Origin of the sequence: Thermosynechococcus sp. QS41 (assembly GCF_031583515.1) — a bacterium.
GTDB lineage: Bacteria > Cyanobacteriota > Cyanobacteriia > Thermosynechococcales > Thermosynechococcaceae > Thermosynechococcus.
Genome location: NZ_CP134181.1, coordinates 1201281 through 1216081, shown reverse-complemented (window position 1 = coordinate 1216081; position 14801 = coordinate 1201281). Strand labels below are relative to the sequence as shown.

The window sequence follows — 14801 nt, the reverse complement described above, 5'->3', positions numbered from 1 at the left end:
TCCCCTCAGACTGCTGTCGTTTCAAGGGGCAATGGCTCCTCGGGTTCACTGACTTCAAGGAAAATTTCTTTGGCCGGTTCGTCGTAGCTAAAGAGTTCGGCGTAGCGTCCCCAGTCAATGGCGGTATTGAGCTGGCGATCGGCCTCCTGCGGCGTAAAGTGCCGCTCTAAAATATCCAGCACCAAACTTTCGGGAATGCGGTGGTTTTGCTTGGCCATTAGGAAAGTGTGGATTTGCTGCACAAGGCGAATATGCTTGAGGAGTTGTTGGCGAATAATCAGCTTGCGCTGGTCAATGTCCCCCTGAATAAAGGCATTGCCAATCGGGGTCACGCTGATGTCTCCCTCCTTGAGTTCCACCAGTTCCATCATCTGGGCGGCTTCGACAATGGGCAGAATATCATCTAGCTCCAGTTGCAGCTCTTGGGCAATGCGGTAGAGGTCTTCTTTGCGGTGTTCTAAGAGTTCCAATAGACCGGCGATCGAGCCAATGCGCACATGGGGGAGCAGCGGATAACGCGGTTCTTGACTCGTGGGCAGGGTAGCTGGCTTGGGTTCCAGTTGCTCCAATTCATCCACATGGGGATTGGTGAGAATTTTATAGATGCGATCCACGGTGGCTTGAAACTCAGGGTTCTTGCGATCGCGATAGTGGGGCAATGTCACTGGAAAGTCAGCGCGGACGCGACCGGGGTTGCTCCCCAAAACAATAATGCGATCGGCGAGAATGACCGCTTCTTCAATGTGGTGGGTGACAATCAAAATACTCTGGGTAGGAATTTTATGCTCTAGCCACAGATCGAGAAGTTCAAAGCGCAGGTTCTCTGCTGTCAGCACATCCAAGGCGGAAAATGGCTCATCCATACACAGGAGTTCCGGCTCCACCGCCAAAGCACGGGCAAATCCCACCCGCTGCCGCATTCCCCCCGACAGTTCCTTGGGGTAGGCGTTTTCAAAGCCATCCAAGCCAATAATGTCAATCATCCGCAGTGCCTTGCGGCGGCGCGATCGCGGGCCTTCTCCTAGAGCCTTTAGCCCCAATTCCACATTTTCTAAAACCGTTAGCCACGGATAGAGCGCCGAACTTTGAAAGACAATCGCAGCCCCCGGATTTAGGCCCTGCATTGGCTGCTCGCGGTACAAGACCTGCCCAGACGTAGGCGCAACCAAACCCGTAATAATGCGCATCAGGGTTGACTTACCGGATCCCGATGGCCCTAGGAGCGCAACAATTTCCCCCGTGCGCAATTCAAGGTTAATATTTTCCATAATGCTAATGACCTGACCGTTGGGCTGACGGTAGGCCTTACCCACATCCAGTAAGCGGACGAGCGATTCCCCTTTGGTTTTGGCGTGCATGGTCCTGCATCCTGTGGCATTTCCACCGTTAACCTACCATGAGGATTCAGGTCTTGGAAAACCTCGGGGACAAAAATTGCTACTAGGGTTGGCGATCGCCCCTCATTTGCGGAATTTCTGATAACCCCCCTTGAGATTTTTATTGTAAACTGATCAGCGGTTTCTTCACAAAAGGTAACAATTCCGCTATGGGACTCTTTGATGGCCTTTTCCGTCGGGGCAAGCAAGCTGACGCCCAACCCAGCAAAGACTTTTTTCTCGATCCCGATGCAGCCAAGACCTACGGCAACATTGAGTACATGCGTACCGCCAAGGTCGTGAAAAAAACGTTCCCTGTAACCGGCGGTGCCAAAGAAGAGGTAGAAGTGGTGGAGTTGGTCTCCGCCATCGAAAGGGTAAATCCAGAGGCAGAAAACAAAGGTAAACCCGAACCCAGTGTCAGTGATGTGGTAACGCCCCCAGTGGAAGAACAGGAACGCCGTCGCAGTGATCCCAGCTTAGACCGCTTTCGCTCCATGGCCAAAGATCTACGCCGTGGCTAAAGCCTAAAAACTTGTGGGGGTTGGCACTTGCGCATCCCAAGGCTGCCCCCTAGGATCAATACAGCCCTTTTTGCAAAGTCTCTCACTCGCCAAGGAACGCTATCGGATGAACACCCTTTGGAGCAGTGCCGCGATCGCCTATCTGCACTACCTCAGCTTTATGGTGGCTTTTGCTGCCCTTGTGGTGGAGCACCTCACCCTACGCAAGGATATAGACCTTAAACAGGCTTGGCGATTAGTGATTACGGATGCCCTCTATGGCATTGCTGCGGTGACTGTTCTTGTCACGGGCATTTTGCGGGTTCTCTATTTTGGCAAAGGCACTGAATATTATTTGGCCAACCCCATCTTTCACCTCAAGGTGGGCTTATTTATTTTGGTGGGGCTATTGTCGCTGTATCCAACGATCTCTTTTCTACTGTGGATTAAACCGCTGCGGGAAGAGAAGGCTCCCACCCTCGAGTTACCAACGGTGCAGCGTTTGACTTGGGTGATTCGGGCTGAACTGGCCTTTCTCAGTGCCATTCCCTTTTTAGCAGCGATGATGGCGCGGGGGATTGGTTTGGATTGGATTCAACGGGGATAAGCAGGGGTCATCTTCAGTAGGGGAGCGATCGCCCCTATGATAGATCTTGCTGCCACGGATAAAACGGATGAGTCATCCCACGATTGAATCCATTCTTCAGGAAAACCGCCTTTTTTATCCCCCCGCTGATTTTGTGGCCAAGGCGCGGATCAATTCCCTTGAGGCCTACAATGCCCTCTACGAAAAGGCCAAAGCCGATCCCGCTGCCTTTTGGGGCGAATTGGCACAACAGGAATTAGAGTGGTTTCAACCTTGGGATCAGGTGCTGGATTGGCAGCCCCCCAATGCCAAGTGGTTTGTCAATGGCAAAATCAACATCACCTACAACTGCTTGGATCGCCACCTCAAGACTTGGCGCAAGAATAAAGCAGCCTTGATCTGGGAAGGAGAACCTGGTGATAGCCGCACCCTCACCTATGCCCAACTGCACCGCGAAGTCTGCCAATTTGCCAATGTCCTCAAGCAACTGGGGGTGAAAAAGGGCGATCGCGTCGGTATTTATATGCCGATGATTCCAGAGGCAGCCATTGCCATGTTGGCCTGTGCGCGGATCGGCGCCCCCCACTCAGTGGTCTTTGGGGGATTTAGTGCCGAAGCTTTGCGCGATCGCCTCATTGATGCCCAAGCCAAGCTGGTGGTTACGGCTGACGGTGGCTGGCGCAAAGATGCCATTGTGCCCCTCAAGGATCAAGTGGATAAAGCCCTAGCCAATCAGGCAGTTCCCAGCGTTGAACATGTCTTGGTGGTGCAGCGCACGCAGCAGCCAGTGACCATGGTGCCCGGTCGCGATCACTGGTGGCATGATCTGCAAAAGGGGGTCAGCGCTGACTGTCCTGCCGAACCCATGGACAGCGAAGATTTACTCTTTATTCTCTACACCTCTGGCTCCACCGGCAAACCCAAAGGCGTTGTCCACACCACAGCGGGTTACAACCTCTACACCCACATCACCACTCAATGGGTCTTTGACCTCCAAGATACCGATGTCTATTGGTGTACCGCTGATGTTGGCTGGATTACGGGTCACAGCTACATTGTCTATGGGCCGCTGTCCAATGGGGCAACCACCCTCATGTATGAAGGGGCACCCCGCGCCTCCAATCCCGGTTGCTTCTGGGATGTGATTGAGAAGTATGGGGTGACTATTTTCTACACAGCTCCCACGGCTATTCGTGCCTTCATTAAAATGGGCGAACACTTGCCCCGCGCACGGAACCTCTCTTCTTTGCGCCTCTTGGGAACCGTGGGTGAACCGATTAACCCCGAAGCATGGATGTGGTATTACCGGGTCATTGGCGGTGAACGCTGCCCCATTGTCGATACATGGTGGCAAACAGAAACAGGGGGGCACATGATCACCTCACTGCCGGGGGCGATTCCCATGAAACCCGGCTCTGCCACCAAGCCCTTTCCGGGGATCCTGGCTGATGTCGTGGATCTCGAGGGTAACCCTGTCGGTGTTAACGAGGGCGGCTATCTGGTGATTCGTCACCCTTGGCCGGGGATGATGCGCACGGTGTATGGCGATCCCGATCGCTTCCGCCGCACCTATTGGGAACACATTCCGCCTCGTGATGGCCAATACGTTTACTTTGCTGGCGATGGTGCCCGCAAGGATGAAGATGGCTACTTTTGGGTGATGGGACGGGTTGACGATGTGATCAATGTCTCCGGTCACCGCTTGGGCACGATGGAAATTGAATCGGCATTGGTCTCTCACCCTGCTGTTGCTGAAGCAGCCGTTGTTGGTAAACCCGACGAGGTCAAAGGGGAAGAAATCGTTGCCTTTGTGATTCTTGAAGGATCGGCTACCCCCAGCGATGCCCTCCAACAGGAATTAAAGCAGCACGTTGTCAATGAAATTGGTGCCTTGGCACGGCCGGCGGAGATTCGCTTTACCGATGCCCTGCCCAAAACGCGATCGGGCAAAATCATGCGGCGGCTCCTGCGTTCCCTTGCAGCTGGCCAAGAGGTATCTGGGGATACTTCAACATTGGAAGATCGCTCAGTGCTGGATAAGTTGCGCCAGGGGGCTTGAGAGTCTCCCCTATCAATGAGTCTATAATTGATAGGCTATGGCAAGTGGCATCCGCACAAAAACACTCGTTCTTTTAACAACGGCGGCCATTTTAGGGGGCGGTCTCTTTCTATTTGAGCAACAACTACCCACGCCCAACAGCAGTCATACGCAAACTCCAAAACCCCTCTTTAACTTTCAAGAGGCGGATGTTGTGGCCTTGAAAATTATTGCCCCTGATTACCGCCTCAACCTGAAAAAGTTGGCTACAGGTGACTGGGTGATTGATCGGGCAAAGCAAACCCCCGCAGAAGAGGGCACGGTTGTCTTTTTATTAAACTTATTGGCCACGGGTCAGCGCGATCGCTCTCTCGATGTACCTACTGAACGTGCCGGGGATTATGGCCTTGCTCCCCCCATGGCCACTGTGGATATCACCCTTAAAGATGGCCAGCAGCACCGTTTACACTTGGGAGACACCACCTTTGACGGCCTCAAGCTCTACGCGGAAATTGACCCGCCAGCGGAACCGCGCGAAAAAATGACGGTGACCCTCGTGCCCCTTGATCTTAAAAATGCCCTCCAGCGCCCCCTACAGGAATGGGAGCGTCAGCAAGCAGCAAACTAGAACGCTGTGACTTCTGGCACGACTCCCCAAAAGCTCGTCAGAATATAAAAGCGTAGTGAACTATTGAGTAAACATCAGCCATGGGATTCTTCGGATTCAAAAAGTTGACAATGCCTAGCCCCAGTGCCGCTCTACCCGGCCGAGCAGAACCCATGCCCGTGCCAGAGGCTCATCTTGTGAATGGTCATCCCCTCACCCCTCCCTATCCCGAAGGCATGGAGTTAGCTATGTTTGGTATGGGCTGTTTTTGGGGGGCTGAGCGCAAGTTTTGGCAGGTGCCGGGGGTCTATGTCACCGCTGTGGGCTATGCTGGCGGCTATACCCCCAATCCCACCTATGAAGAGGTGTGTACGGGCATGACAGGTCACAACGAGGTGGTGCGCGTGGTCTTTGACCCCCAGAAGGTGACCTATGAGGAATTGCTCAAGGTCTTTTGGGAAAACCATGACCCCACCCAAGGTATGCGCCAAGGCAACGATGTGGGGACGCAGTATCGCTCCGGTATTTACTACTATTCCCCTGAGCAAAAAGCCCTTGCCGAGGCCAGTCGCGATCGCTACCAAGCAGCCCTAAAAGCCGCCGGTTATGGCACGATCACCACTGAAATTCTACCAGCGCCCGAATTTTACTTTGCCGAACCCTACCACCAGCAATATCTCCATCGCAATGTCAATGGCTACTGCGGCCTTGGGGGCACAAAGGTGCCCTACGAACTGATGAGCGCTACCCCTAGCGCCTAGTGGAGATTGAGGCGATAGGGCATACGGGGACGGTAAGCATCGCTAAAGTTGGTCTGACTAACCGTGGCATTGTTTAACCGTGCCCACTGCATATTGGCTTGCTCAAAAGTGGCACCGTTGAGATTGGCGCGGCGAAAATCCCCATAGCGGACATCGGCTCCCGTTAAGTTGCTGTTGTTGAAATTGGCACGGCGGGCACGACTATGGCGCAAAATCGCACGGCTCAGGTTAGCACCACTGAGATTGGCCTGTTCTAGGTTAGTTCGTTCTAAATAAGCGGCGGTGAGGTTGGCATTACTCAGATTTGCCCCGACCAAATTGGCCACCATGAGGTTAGTATCCTGGAGGTTGGCGCCCTGAAGATTGGCGCCGCGCAAATTTGCCCCTGCTAAGTTATAGCCCCGTAAATCGACATTCCGCAGATCACAGCCGGGACAAGCATTGGTTTGCACCAGTTGCTGCATGGGGGAGGGCATGGCAAAAGCAGCACCGCTGGTAAGCGCTGCACTAATCATTGCTGTTGCGATGAACGCTTGCTGGTTCACATCCACATCCTCCTGCCACGCTAGAGAGACTTTAGCACAAGTCCTAGGAATTTAGCCGTTGGCGGCGGGAGCGCTGATGTCGTTGTTGCCAATCCTTAGCACTGCGAACGGCCAACCACAACAGGAGTAAGGCAATTAACCCGCCCTGCTTGGGTGCCCTGAGGGCAAATAAAATTAACAGCATACACAGGATATCCTGCCCGACAATCACCCAGCGGGGTAACTTCCCCAGCCGATAAAACCAACCCACCTGCACCAATTGCAACACAAAGGCAAAAAGACCACTCAGGGTACCAATGAGCCACTGAGGTGTCTCTGTTGCTGTTGCCACGGTCATGCCAAGGAGGGCACCCACAAGGGGGCTAAAGCACAGTTGTACAAGGATAATCAGGCGGTAGCCCCAGACATTGCGGGACAGGAAGATCTCCAGAAACGACCAAGCGGCTAACACACCAACCACGCCATAGGGGGAAAAATGGCGCAGTAAAGGCACCTGTGACCACAGTTGTTCCCCCTGCAATAGACCAATCAACAGGAGGGGCAGTGCCAGTCGTAGCCCGCCGGCCGCTGCTGCTGAAAGAATCGCTAGAACTTCTAGCATGATGGCTCTATGGGTTTCAAGATATTGGGGAGGGTTTCCCACAGGCGATCGCACACCGTTTCCGGGGTATCCTCAGCCGTAATCGCCAGTTCTAAATCCGCCTGCGCATAGAGGTATTGACGCGCTTGCAGCAGTTCACTCAAGCGTTCCTCAAGGGGCTGATCCTGCAACAGGGGACGTTCCTGATCTTGGCGCAGGCGCTGACAGAGCACCGCAAGGGGGACATGAAGCCAGACCACAATGCCATGGCGCAAATAACTCCAGTTCATCGGGTTGAGGACAATGCCGCCACCGGTGGCCACGACCAAATGATGGTAACTAGAGACTTGTGCTAAGACCTGTTGTTCCAACTCCCGAAAAGCAGCCTCCCCCTCTTGGACAAAAATTTCGCGAATGGGTCGTTGGCGAAACTCTGTAATCACCGCATCTGTATCCACAAACCTGTAGCCCAAGCGTTGCGCCAAGATGCGACCTGTGGTGGTTTTACCGGCACCCATCATGCCCACAAGATAGATATTGACTCCTCCAAGGCGTTCTTGCAGTTCCATAGATAACCATTTCTCGACACCGCCAAATCAGCACTTTAACCTAAATATGGAGGTCTTCTCACCATTTCGATGTCCCAGCCCAATCCCTACGTGACACTACAGGTGGCAGTAACGGCTACCCAAGCCGAGATTAAGGCCGCTTATCGCCGCTTAGTCAAGCAGTATCACCCCGACTACCATCCTAGCGATCGCTCCAGCCATGAGCGGATGGCCGCCATTAATGCCGCCTATGAAATCTTGGGGGATGAGCAGTGTCGGCAGGCCTATGATGCCCAGCACCGTGTCCAGCAAACAACCGCTCAGCCTGATGTGCAGCGTTCCCAAGCTGCCGATCGCGAGCTAGAGCAATGGCTGACCCTCACCTACAACCCCGTGAGTCGGATTATTGAGGCGGTCTTGCGATCGCTCCCCCGCCAGATTGATGCCCTTGCAGCTGATCCCTTTGATGATGACCTCATGGATCATTTCCTTACCTACTTGCAGGACTGTCGTCGCGCCCTCACCCGCGCCCGCTATACGTTCCAAGCCCAACCCAACCCCACTGCTGTGGCCAAGGTGGCAGCCCACCTCTATTACTGTTTGAATCAACTGGTGGATGGTCTCGATGAGCTAGAGCAATTTAGCCACAGTTACGACGATCGCTATTTGCACACTGGGCAGGAACTCTTTCGCATTGCCCAGCGCCTCTTCGCAGAGTGTCAGCTTGTCCGCTAAACTAGAGAGAATCAGCATCCCAGCATGGCAGCAAGATTCAATCCCAGTTATGAAACATACCCTATCGGTTTTAGTGGAAGATGAGGCGGGTGTGCTCACTCGCATTGCCGGTTTATTTGCGCGGCGTGGCTTTAACATTGAGAGCTTAGCGGTAGGCCCTGCGGAGCAAATTGGCATCTCCCGCATTACGATGGTGGTGCCCGGCGACGATGCCATCATTGAGCAATTGACCAAGCAACTCTACAAGCTGATCAATGTCCTCAAGGTGCAGGATATTACCACGATTCCCTGTGTGGAACGGGAACTGATGCTCCTGAAGGTGAATGCCACCGCCAGCACCCGCTCTGAAATCTTGGAACTGGTACAAATCTTCCGTGCCAAGGTGGTGGATGTGTCCGATGATTCCCTGACCATTGAAGTCTCCGGTGACCCCGGCAAGATGGTGGCCATTGTCCAAATGCTGAATAAATTTGGGATTCGCGAAATTGCCCGCACCGGTAAAATTGCCCTTGTGCGTGAGTCGGGGGTGAATACGGAATACCTAAAGTCCTTGGAGGCACGGGTCTAATTGGCGGGGAAGTATCGCTGGTTATTACTTGCACTAGGGGCGATTGCCCTCAGTAGCTGTACCGCAACGGAGTCTCCCTCAGTAAGCAACAATGCATTACCCCTTGGAGTTGCCCTCGCTCAAACCGGTAATGCCGCTCTCTACGGCCAAGAGGCTCTACAGGGGGTGCAAGTCGCCGGGGAGTTTTTCAACCAAGCCGGCCAGATCAAGGGGCAGACCCTACGGCTGGTGATTCAGGATACCGGCAGTGATGAAGCGGGGGCAGTGAATGTTTTTCAAACCTTAATCAATCGCGATCGCGTGATTGGCATTGTTGGCCCCACCCTCTCGCAGCAGGCGTTTAGTGCCGATCCTATTGCCGAGCAGGCTGGTGTCCCCGTGGTGGCTCCTTCCAATACCGCCCGTGGCATTCCCGAAATCGGTGCCTTCATTAGTCGCGTTTCCGCAGGGGTGGATGTGGTGGCACCCACGGCAATTCAAGCAGCCCTTGAGATTAATCCCAACATTCGCCGAGTGGCGGTCTTTTTTGCCCAAGACGATGCCTTTAGTCGCTCAGAAACCGAGATTTTTCAAAAGGCCATTCGCGAGAACCCCAAGCTTGAACTGGTGACTGTCCAGCAGACCCAAACCACGGATACCAATTTCCAAGCCCAAATCAATGCCACCCTCAATCTCAAACCTGATTTAATTGTTATCTCCGGCTTAGCAGCCGACGGCGGCAATTTGATTCGCCAACTACGGGAATTGGGCTACCAAGGCCTAATTTTGGGCGGGAATGGCGTCAACACAGTCAACCTCTTCCCCGTTTGTCGTCGCCTCTGCAATGGCGTTCTGGTGGCGCAGGCCTATAATCCCGAAAACCCCGATCCCATGAATGTCAAGTTTCGCGACGCCTTTGCAGCCAAATATCGTCAAGCCCCCTCTCAATTCAGTGCTCAAGCCTTTACGGCAGTTCAAGTCTTTGCGGACTCCTTGGCACGACTGTCTCAAGAAAAGAACCTGTCGGAATTGCCCCTTGCCGATTTGCGTCAGGCCTTGAATCAAGAGATTCTCAAGGGAGTCTATGAAACTCCCCTTGGGGAAATTCGCTTTACCCCTGAAGGCGAAGTGCTGCAACGCTTCTTTTACGTTGGCCAGATTGAGATGAGTGACGATGGCCAGAGTGGGAAGTTTAGTTTGGTGAAAAAAGTTGAACGCCAACCCTAACGGACTGCTAATTCGGCAGCTTCACGAGGTTTCTTACTGCGCCAAAGGAGACGAATGGGGGTGCCTCGAAATCCCAGTTGTTGGCGAATTTGCCCTTCAATGTAGCGGCGATAGTTGTCCTTGAAGAGTTTGGCATCGTTGACAAAAATCGCAAATGTTGGCGGCTGGGTGGCCACTTGGGTGGCGTAGTAGATTTTTCCTTGGCGGCCTTGGCGAGTCGCGGGGGGCGTATGCCAGCGTAGGGCTTCTTGAATCACTTCATTGACTACTGCTGTACTGACGCGGCGACGATGTTGTTCAACCGCTGCATCTACTGCTGCAAAAATTTTGTCGAGGCGTTGACCCGTATGGGCACTGACAAAGAGGGCATCTGCCCACTCCAGAAAATTCAATCGCTGATACAGGCGATCGCGATAGGTATTGATCGTATAGGTATCCTTTTCGGGAACGGCATCCCACTTGTTCACAATTAGGACACAGGCACGCCCCTGATCGGCAATATGCCCCGCCAAGCGCTGATCCTGTTCCGTAATTTCTTCGAGGGCATCCAATACCAACAGCACGACATCGGAGCGGTGAATCGCCTTAAAGGCGCGATGCACACTAAACATCTCAGGCCCGTAGGCCACATGACTCCGCTTACGAATGCCGGCGGTATCAATGAAGCGGTACTGGGTGCCATTGTGTTCAATCACGGTATCAATGGCGTCACGGGTGGTACCTGAAATCGGACTGACAATGGCGCGATCGCTCCCAATCAAGGCATTGAGCAAACTGGATTTCCCCACATTGGGACGCCCAGCAATGGCCACCTGAATTTCCGGCGCCTCGGGGAGTGTTGCCGCTGCGGGTAAGTAGGTCATCAACTGATCCAGCAATTCCCCCGTACCGCTGCCATGAATACTGGAAATGGGGTAGGGTTCCCCTAGACCCAGCGCCCAAAATTCTGCCGCCTGCGCCTGACCCATTTGAGGAGATTCGCATTTATTGACCGCCACCAAAACGGGGACAGGATGCTGTCGCAACCAAGCCGCAATCTCATAGTCTAGGGCAGTGGGTCCTGCTTGGCCATCTACCACTAAGATTGCAGCTGTTGCCTCCTGCAGAGCCAGTTCCGCCTGTTGGCGAATCAGGGGGAGAAACTCACTGTCATCGTCAAAGACGAGTCCGCCAGTATCCACCACCAAGAACTCCCGATCGCGCCAAAAGGCTGGGCGGTAGGTGCGATCGCGGGTTACACCGGGCTGATCGTGGACAATGGCATCCCGTTCCCCGGCCAAGCGATTGACAAAGGTGGACTTGCCCACATTGGGGCGTCCTACAACGGCAACAACAGGCAAAGCCATAGGCGTGTTGTTCGCAGAATCAGGCTTGAGTTTACCCCTCAACCTAGGTCTCAAATTGACTGCCGCGCTTGTACTGCTGGTAGGCAGCAAAGAACAACCCCGCCAATGTGACTGGAATTAGCCCCAGCACAATGCCGCACAGTAAAGGTTCAATCATAGCCTTACACCCCTTTTAACCATCAACTCCATTCCCCACGATACACTAATGAATGGGCGCTGTATCGGCATCTCCCTGTTGATCAGGAAAAATCATCCTCACCGCCAGCGAGAACGTCCATGTTTCGCTTTCCTCTTTTCTCTTTTATTAAGTTATTTTTGCCCACAACAGCAGTCATTGCCGCTCTGTTAACACCCCTGTATTTTAGTCAACGCCACGCCCTTCTGAAGGACTTACAACTGCAGGAGGAGTATAAACTAGAGCGCAGCCGGTTGCTCCTAAGAATGATCTTAGATGACGCGGTTGAAGAGTTGAGAGCTTTGATGGCACTGCAGGTGTTGCCTCATTTAATGGAGGCTTCTGCTGGGGAAGAGGCCCACGAAAAGGCAAAGGCAGGACTGGCAGCATGGCAACACCTCAAAAAGCACTATGATCAATTTTATTTTTTTGATCCAGAGGGCAGCGTGCGTTTTCAGTGGCATGCCATACCCAAAGCGACGGATGCCGCTGCGACCAAGACCATTGACCGTTACTGGCCTATCCTACAGCGATTGACCCCCAACCAGATTTTTGTTTCCCCCTTGGATTTAATAGAGGGCACCGGTTTCAGCTTGGCTGAACCTGTTTTGTATATTGGGGTACCCCTGTACCAAAAAGCAGCACCAAGGGGGATTTTGCTGGTTCGTTACCGCGCCAGCCACCTTCTCAATCAGTTGACCAACAATTGCAATCTAGGGAACAGCAGCTGCCTCCTAGCGGATGACCAAGGCTATTGGTTCATTGCAGAAAATCATCACCAGGAATGGGGATTCTATTATCCTGAGCGACAGCAGTTTACGATCCGTAATCAATATCCGCTGCTGTGGCAACAAATGCAACGACGGCCTCGAGGCAGCCTATTCAGCGCCCAGGGGCTATTTATCTATCAAGCCTTTTTTCCCCTAAAGGCCAACTACCTTTCTGCCGATCGGGCAACCAATTCAGCTCGTGACTCGAGCAGCACCCGTTGGTGGCTGGTTTCGCGGCTCTCTGACACCCGGTTGGCGCAATACAGCCGCCGCCTCCACCAGGAGTTCCTTGTCCTCTTTGCTGCCCTATCCGTTTTGGCGGCTGGTGCTATCTTGATCATTGCCCGCGATCGCCAGCGCAAAGAGCAATTGCGGGAACTCCTAAGGTCAAGTGAAGCGCGCTTTCGTAGCGTCAGCAAAATGGCGCCGGTGGGCATTTTTACCCTAGATGCCGAGGGACGACCTACCTTTTTGAATCAGGCACTCCTAGACCTGTTGGGCGTCAACAGTCTGGAGGAAGCCGAACAACAGTGGATAGAACGCCTGCACCCTGAGGATCGCGATCGGGTCTTGAAGGCATGGGCTGTCTGCCAGCGAAAAAGGGTACCCCTCAATGAGCGCTTCCGGGTGGTTAAAGAAGACGGCAGCAGTCGCTGGATTAGGGCGCGGATTATTCCTCTGCAGCAAAGCCGTGGCAAAGATCGCTTTGTCGGCACTTGGGAAGACATCTCCCAAATGATCCAGCAACAGGAATTCCTAGAGCAAGCGCGCAGGGCTGCTGAGGAAGCCAGCCGGGCTAAGAGTGAATTTTTGGCCACCATGAGCCATGAAATTCGCACCCCAATGAATGCCATCATTGGCCTGACTGGATTACTGCTGGATACCCCCCTCAATCCCCAACAGCGGGAATTTGTCAACACCATTCGCCTCAGTGGTGACGCCCTACTTGCCATCATCAATGATATTCTCGATTTTTCTAAGATTGAGTCGGGCAAGCTACAGTTAGAGAGCTATCCCTTCAACCTGTGTAACTGCGTCGAAGAAGTCCTCGACCTTTTGGCCGGTCGAGCCAGCGATCGCCAAGTGGAACTAGCTGCCCATATTGAGCCAGGGATTCCCTATGAGGTCATTGGTGATATGGGGCGGCTGCGGCAGGTCTTGGTGAATCTCATGGGCAATGCCATCAAATTTACCCAAGGTGGCAATGTGACCCTCTACCTTAAGGGCATGCCTGCACCAATGAGCCAGTATGAGTTTATGCCCCCCTATTACTTATACTGGTTTGCCATTCAGGATACGGGCATCGGCATTTCGCCAACGGGCATGGCTCGCCTCTTTCAGCCTTTTATGCAAGTGGATGCCTCGACCACTCGGCACTACGGCGGCACAGGTTTGGGCCTTGTCATTTGTCAACGCCTTGTGGAGCATATGGGGGGGCAAATTTGGGTAGAAAGTAAAACGGCCACAGATCCTTTGGCCGTTGGCGGCACACCCCCAGCCAACTATGAATCGATCCCAATTGAAGAAAGTGGCTCTGTTTTTTACTTTACTGTCAAATTTCTCGTCAATCCGCGGGCCATTTCCAAAGAGAGCAGGGGGGTCGGCCATCTTGAAAATCGGCGCGTGCTCATTGTGGATGACAATGCTACTAACCGGCAAATTCTGGCCCTACAAACCAAAAACTGGAAAATGCACCCCCTTGTGGCTGAGAGTGGCCCCAAGGCCCTTGTGCTTCTTCAACAACAAGCCCTGCCGGATGTGGCCATTTTAGATCTGCAAATGCCGGAGATGGATGGCATTTCCCTTGCTCGTAAAATTCGCGCCACCTACACGCAATTGCCCCTGGTTCTGCTAACCTCCCTAGGCAATACACTGCCAGAGTCGGAAACTGCTTTATTCTCTGCCCTGATCAGCAAGCCGGTCAAACAGTCCACCCTGTACAATGTCCTTAACCATTTATTTGACAAAAAGCCGACAACGGTATCGCCTAAGCCAGCGGCTGCCCTATCCTTTGAAGACTTAAAAGCCGGTCTGCCGCCGCTGCGGATTCTCATTGCCGAGGATAACAAAGTCAATCAAATGGTGGCACTGCGCATCTTAGAAAAATTGGGCTATCGCGGTGATATTGCTGCCAATGGTTTGGAGGTGCTGGATGCGGTGCAACGGCAGCCCTACGATGTGATTTTGATGGATATGCAGATGCCGGAGATGGATGGGATAACGGCTACCCGTGAGGTGATTAATCTGTTTCAACAGCTGAACCAACCCCGTCCGCGAATTATTGCCATGACCGCCAATGCCATGGAGAGCGATCGCCAGCTTTGCTTGGATGCCGGTATGGACGACTATGTGAGCAAGCCCATTAACCTTGAAGACTTGGTGCGTGCCCTCCGTCAGTGCCATCCCCTCCAGACCTCAACAACTTAACATTTAGCGATAGACTAAAGGAGATAGATT

At 53.3% G+C, this 14801-nt stretch carries 15 protein-coding genes; 9 read left to right on the top strand and 6 right to left on the bottom strand.

Going from position 1 to position 14801, the window contains the following annotated elements; genetic code table 11:
• Positions 1–5: 5 nt before the first annotated feature.
• On the bottom strand, positions 6–1358 hold the full coding sequence (locus RHJ80_RS05780; RefSeq protein WP_149817559.1) for an AAA-associated domain-containing protein: 1353 nt from the start codon (positions 1356–1358) through the stop codon (positions 6–8).
• Positions 1359–1546: 188 nt separating this feature from the next.
• Here RHJ80_RS05780 and RHJ80_RS05775 point away from each other — a divergent pair, with 188 nt between their 5' ends.
• From RHJ80_RS05775 to msrA, 5 genes are all read left to right on the top strand, one after another.
• Positions 1547–1900, top strand: a complete 354-nt coding sequence (locus RHJ80_RS05775; RefSeq protein ID WP_310801642.1) for a hypothetical protein — start codon at positions 1547–1549, stop codon at positions 1898–1900.
• 106 nt (positions 1901–2006) lie between these two features.
• Positions 2007–2486, top strand: a complete 480-nt coding sequence (locus tag RHJ80_RS05770; protein WP_310438400.1) for a DUF2214 family protein — start codon at positions 2007–2009, stop codon at positions 2484–2486.
• Positions 2487–2553: 67 nt separating this feature from the next.
• Entirely contained in the window at positions 2554–4524 is a 1971-nt protein-coding gene (acs, locus tag RHJ80_RS05765) for an acetate--CoA ligase (RefSeq protein WP_310801641.1), read from the top strand.
• Between the two features lie 37 nt (positions 4525–4561).
• Entirely contained in the window at positions 4562–5131 is a 570-nt protein-coding gene (locus RHJ80_RS05760; protein WP_310801640.1) for a DUF4340 domain-containing protein, read from the top strand.
• 80 nt (positions 5132–5211) lie between these two features.
• On the top strand, positions 5212–5871 hold the full coding sequence (gene msrA / locus RHJ80_RS05755; protein ID WP_149817567.1) for a peptide-methionine (S)-S-oxide reductase MsrA: 660 nt from the start codon (positions 5212–5214) through the stop codon (positions 5869–5871).
• Here the strand turns inward: msrA and RHJ80_RS05750 are convergent.
• The 3 genes from RHJ80_RS05750 to RHJ80_RS05740 form a co-directional block, all read right to left on the bottom strand.
• Positions 5868–6386, bottom strand: coding sequence for a pentapeptide repeat-containing protein (locus RHJ80_RS05750; RefSeq protein ID WP_206201450.1), 519 nt, complete (start codon positions 6384–6386; stop codon positions 5868–5870). The genes msrA and RHJ80_RS05750 overlap by 4 nt on opposite strands.
• Positions 6387–6459: 73 nt before the next feature.
• Positions 6460–7017: a DUF4126 domain-containing protein gene (locus tag RHJ80_RS05745; protein WP_149817571.1), complete on the bottom strand. Its 558-nt coding sequence runs from the start codon at positions 7015–7017 to the stop codon at positions 6460–6462.
• Positions 7011–7565, bottom strand: a complete 555-nt coding sequence (locus tag RHJ80_RS05740; protein ID WP_206201449.1) for a shikimate kinase — start codon at positions 7563–7565, stop codon at positions 7011–7013. The genes RHJ80_RS05745 and RHJ80_RS05740 overlap by 7 nt, the downstream gene beginning before the upstream one ends.
• 69 nt (positions 7566–7634) lie before the next feature.
• Between RHJ80_RS05740 and RHJ80_RS05735 the strand changes: the two genes are divergently transcribed.
• Genes RHJ80_RS05735 through RHJ80_RS05725 form a run of 3 tightly spaced genes read left to right on the top strand, consistent with a single transcriptional unit; the run spans position 7635 to position 10053 of the window.
• Positions 7635–8279, top strand: coding sequence for a DnaJ domain-containing protein (locus tag RHJ80_RS05735; protein ID WP_310801639.1), 645 nt, complete (start codon positions 7635–7637; stop codon positions 8277–8279).
• Between the two features lie 49 nt (positions 8280–8328).
• Positions 8329–8847 carry an acetolactate synthase small subunit gene (gene ilvN, locus RHJ80_RS05730; RefSeq protein ID WP_149817577.1) on the top strand — a complete coding sequence of 173 codons (519 nt, stop codon included), beginning with the start codon at positions 8329–8331 and terminating at the stop codon, positions 8845–8847.
• Positions 8848–10053, top strand: a complete 1206-nt coding sequence (locus RHJ80_RS05725) for an ABC transporter substrate-binding protein (protein ID WP_206201447.1) — start codon at positions 8848–8850, stop codon at positions 10051–10053.
• Here RHJ80_RS05725 and der read toward each other — a convergent pair.
• Both der and petG read right to left on the bottom strand, forming a co-directional pair.
• Positions 10050–11399: a ribosome biogenesis GTPase Der gene (gene der / locus RHJ80_RS05720; protein ID WP_206201446.1), complete on the bottom strand. Its 1350-nt coding sequence runs from the start codon at positions 11397–11399 to the stop codon at positions 10050–10052. The two genes, RHJ80_RS05725 and der, sit on opposite strands and share 4 nt — an antisense overlap.
• Positions 11400–11442: 43 nt before the next feature.
• Positions 11443–11556: a cytochrome b6-f complex subunit V gene (gene petG, locus RHJ80_RS05715; protein ID WP_149817584.1), complete on the bottom strand. Its 114-nt coding sequence runs from the start codon at positions 11554–11556 to the stop codon at positions 11443–11445.
• A gap of 323 nt (positions 11557–11879) precedes the next feature.
• Here petG and RHJ80_RS05710 point away from each other — a divergent pair, with 323 nt between their 5' ends.
• Entirely contained in the window at positions 11880–14771 is a 2892-nt protein-coding gene (locus RHJ80_RS05710; RefSeq protein ID WP_310801638.1) for a response regulator, read from the top strand.
• The last annotated feature ends 30 nt before the right edge of the window (positions 14772–14801 follow it).

Coding starts and splice junctions, on each gene's coding strand:
- RHJ80_RS05780 (WP_149817559.1), bottom strand. CDS start 1,358: ATGCACGCCAAAACCAAAGGGGAATCGCTCGTCCGCTTACTGGATGTG.
- RHJ80_RS05775 (WP_310801642.1), top strand. CDS start 1,547: ATGGGACTCTTTGATGGCCTTTTCCGTCGGGGCAAGCAAGCTGACGCC.
- RHJ80_RS05770 (WP_310438400.1), top strand. CDS start 2,007: ATGAACACCCTTTGGAGCAGTGCCGCGATCGCCTATCTGCACTACCTC.
- acs (WP_310801641.1), top strand. CDS start 2,554: ATGAGTCATCCCACGATTGAATCCATTCTTCAGGAAAACCGCCTTTTT.
- RHJ80_RS05760 (WP_310801640.1), top strand. CDS start 4,562: ATGGCAAGTGGCATCCGCACAAAAACACTCGTTCTTTTAACAACGGCG.
- msrA (WP_149817567.1), top strand. CDS start 5,212: ATGGGATTCTTCGGATTCAAAAAGTTGACAATGCCTAGCCCCAGTGCC.
- RHJ80_RS05750 (WP_206201450.1), bottom strand. CDS start 6,386: ATGATTAGTGCAGCGCTTACCAGCGGTGCTGCTTTTGCCATGCCCTCC.
- RHJ80_RS05745 (WP_149817571.1), bottom strand. CDS start 7,017: ATGCTAGAAGTTCTAGCGATTCTTTCAGCAGCAGCGGCCGGCGGGCTA.
- RHJ80_RS05740 (WP_206201449.1), bottom strand. CDS start 7,565: ATGGAACTGCAAGAACGCCTTGGAGGAGTCAATATCTATCTTGTGGGC.
- RHJ80_RS05735 (WP_310801639.1), top strand. CDS start 7,635: ATGTCCCAGCCCAATCCCTACGTGACACTACAGGTGGCAGTAACGGCT.
- ilvN (WP_149817577.1), top strand. CDS start 8,329: ATGAAACATACCCTATCGGTTTTAGTGGAAGATGAGGCGGGTGTGCTC.
- der (WP_206201446.1), bottom strand. CDS start 11,399: ATGGCTTTGCCTGTTGTTGCCGTTGTAGGACGCCCCAATGTGGGCAAG.
- petG (WP_149817584.1), bottom strand. CDS start 11,556: ATGATTGAACCTTTACTGTGCGGCATTGTGCTGGGGCTAATTCCAGTC.
- RHJ80_RS05710 (WP_310801638.1), top strand. CDS start 11,880: ATGGCACTGCAGGTGTTGCCTCATTTAATGGAGGCTTCTGCTGGGGAA.